This window comes from Mesorhizobium sp. M7A.F.Ca.CA.002.05.1.1 (assembly GCF_003998335.1).
GTDB lineage: Bacteria > Pseudomonadota > Alphaproteobacteria > Rhizobiales > Rhizobiaceae > Mesorhizobium.
Genome location: NZ_RZQI01000861.1, coordinates 1 through 2,512, shown reverse-complemented (window position 1 = coordinate 2,512; position 2,512 = coordinate 1). Strand labels below are relative to the sequence as shown.

General features: G+C 62.5%; 3 protein-coding genes. 2 read left to right on the top strand and 1 reads right to left on the bottom strand.

Translation table 11 applies throughout. The features are described from left to right. Together EN939_RS29645 and EN939_RS29640 are read left to right on the top strand one after the other, a co-directional pair. The coding region (locus EN939_RS29645) for an ATP-binding cassette domain-containing protein (RefSeq protein WP_164751328.1) at nt 1-1,067 on the top strand (1,067 nt) is incomplete at its 5' end. Nucleotides 1,068-1,096: 29 nt separating this feature from the next. Next, nucleotides 1,097-2,038: a 2-hydroxyacid dehydrogenase gene (locus EN939_RS29640; RefSeq protein ID WP_127271229.1), complete on the top strand. Its 942-nt coding sequence runs from the start codon at nt 1,097-1,099 to the stop codon at nt 2,036-2,038. Here EN939_RS29640 and EN939_RS29635 read toward each other — a convergent pair. After that, entirely contained in the window at nt 2,035-2,397 is a 363-nt protein-coding gene (locus tag EN939_RS29635) for a hypothetical protein (RefSeq protein ID WP_127271228.1), read from the bottom strand. The genes EN939_RS29640 and EN939_RS29635 overlap by 4 nt on opposite strands. Between the last annotated feature and the right edge of the window lie 115 nt (nt 2,398-2,512).

The following is a 2,512-nucleotide window of genomic DNA, read 5'->3' as shown; positions in this document are numbered from 1 at the left end:
ACGTCACCGTGCAGGCGCAGATCCTCGAGCTGCTGGCCGGGCTGAAGAGCCGCAAGGGCATGTCGATGCTGTTCATCACCCATGATCTCGGCATCGTGCGCAAGATCGCCGACCGTGTCTGCGTGATGACCAAGGGCAAGATAGTCGAGACCGGGCCGACCAAAGAGATCTTCGCCAATCCGCAGCATGCCTATACAAGGCATCTGCTGGCGGCCGAGCCGAAGGGCAAGCCGCCGGCCGCCAATGCCGATGCCAAGCCTGTCATGACCGGCAAGGACGTAAAGGTCTGGTTCCCGATCAAGCAGGGCTTCTTCCGCCGCACCGTCGACAATGTGAAGGCCGTCGACGGCATCGATGTCACCGTGCGCGCCGGCCAGACGCTGGGCGTGGTCGGCGAATCCGGCTCCGGCAAGACGACGCTCGGCCTGGCGCTGGCAAGAATGATCTCGTCGACCGGCACGATCCAGTTCAACGGCCGCGACATCAACCAGCTGACTTTCAACGCCATGCGGCCGCTCAGGCGCGAATTGCAGATCGTCTTCCAGGATCCGTTCGGCTCGCTCAGCCCGCGCATGTCGATCGCAGAGATCATCGAAGAAGGCCTCAAGATCCACGAGCCGAAGCTGTCGCCCGACGAGCGCGACGACAAGGTGGCCGCCGTGCTGAAGGAGGTCGGGCTCGATCCGGCGACACGCAACCGCTATCCGCACGAGTTTTCCGGCGGCCAGCGCCAGCGCGTTGCCATCGCACGCGCCATGGTGCTCAACCCGCGCTTCGTCATGCTGGACGAGCCGACATCGGCACTCGACATGAGCGTGCAGGCGCAGGTCGTCGATCTGCTGCGCAGCCTGCAGGCCAAGCACGATCTCGCCTATCTCTTCATCAGCCATGATTTGAAAGTCATCCGCGCGCTCGCCAACGACGTCATCGTCATGCGCAATGGCCGGATCGTCGAAGCTGGTCCTTCCCAGCAGATTTTTGAAAATCCGCAAACCGACTATACTCGGGCGCTGATCTCGGCCGCCTTCAAGATCGAGACGGCACCGGTCGGCATCGTCAGCGAGTGATTTGCGTAGAGAGGGACTAAAAGACCGCAATGGAAAAAGGCCGTATCCTGCTTGCCGTCACCGGCTTTCATCCGCAGCGCTGGCGCGAGCTCCTGTCGGCCGAGCGCGAGGTGGTGCTGGAGCCTGACGGCGCCAGCGACCCGTCGATCACCTATGCCGTGGTGTGGAAGCAGAAGCCGAACCTGTTGTCGTCGCTGCCCAATCTGCGCGCCATCTTTTCGATCGGCGCCGGCGTCGATCATATCTTCGCCGATCCCGGCCTGCCCGATGTGCCTGTTGTCAAGGTCGTCGCCGACAATCTCACCCAGTACATGACCGAATATGTCGTCTGGCGGGTTCTCGACCATCACCGCCAGGGCCTGCTCTACCGGTCGCAGCAGCCGAAGAAGATCTGGCACGAGCCGCAGCAGAGGCCTGCCGGTGACATTTCGGTCGGCATCATGGGCCTCGGCAGTCTCGGCCGCGCCGCGGCCTCGGTGCTTTTGTCGCTCGGCTTTGCCGTCAATGGCTGGTCGCGCACCGACAAGGCCATGGAAGGCGTCGCGACCTATTCCGGCGAAGCTGGACTGATCCCCTTCCTCAAGGCCACCGACATCCTGGTGGTGCTTTTGCCGCTGACGCCTGAGACCAAGGGCATTATCAACTACGGCGTGCTGAAGGAATTGCGGAAGCGCAACGGCCTCGGCGGTTCGGTGCTGATCAATGCCGGGCGCGGCCGTCTGCAGAAGGATGCCGACATTTTGCGGGCGCTGGATGACGGCACATTGAAGGAGGCGAGCCTCGACGTGTTCGAGGTCGAACCGCTGCCGAAGACCAGTCCGCTGTGGGGGCATCCAAAAGTGTTTGTGACGCCGCACGCGGCAGCGACCTCCGATCCGGTGCATCTGGCGCCGATCATGCTGCGCCAGATGGACGCCTTCGAACGCGGTGAAAAGCTGGACAATCTGGTGGACCGCAAGGCGGGGTACTAGCCAGGCAGAGCGATCTTCTTCTGCTTGTCCGGCTGGCCGCAGTCGCGTCGATCGATCGACCGGTTCATGGCATCGATCTCACCGCTTGCCTTGTCGGTATCGCGTTTGGCCTTGGAGCGCATGTCAGGCGTGAACGGGCCGAAGCCCATCGCCGGGTTGGAGAATGTCGGCTTGGCCTTCGCCGGAAGGTTGTATTGCTGCGCCAAGCCATTGCGCTGCGCCAGCAACTGATCGCACGGCACGGTGTCGTATTGCAGGGAGGACTGGACGTTCGCATCCTGCTGTTCCGACATCGAGGTGCCGCCGACACAGCCGGCGGTCAGCAGGCAAGAGGCCAAGATCATCATGTTCCAGCGCATCGGCTATGCTCCTCCTGATATCCCGCCCTGATGCGAGCAGATCGCAAATATCAGTCGCGCATGCAAATCGGACTTTTTCACAGCAAGAAGCGGCGAGGCTGCCCCTCCGCTGGCG

What these genes read in the sequence shown, in the direction of transcription:
- EN939_RS29640 (WP_127271229.1), top strand. Translation starts at nt 1,097, where the DNA reads ATGGAAAAAGGCCGTATCCTGCTTGCCGTCACCGGCTTTCATCCGCAG.
- EN939_RS29635 (WP_127271228.1), bottom strand. Translation starts at nt 2,397, where the DNA reads ATGCGCTGGAACATGATGATCTTGGCCTCTTGCCTGCTGACCGCCGGC.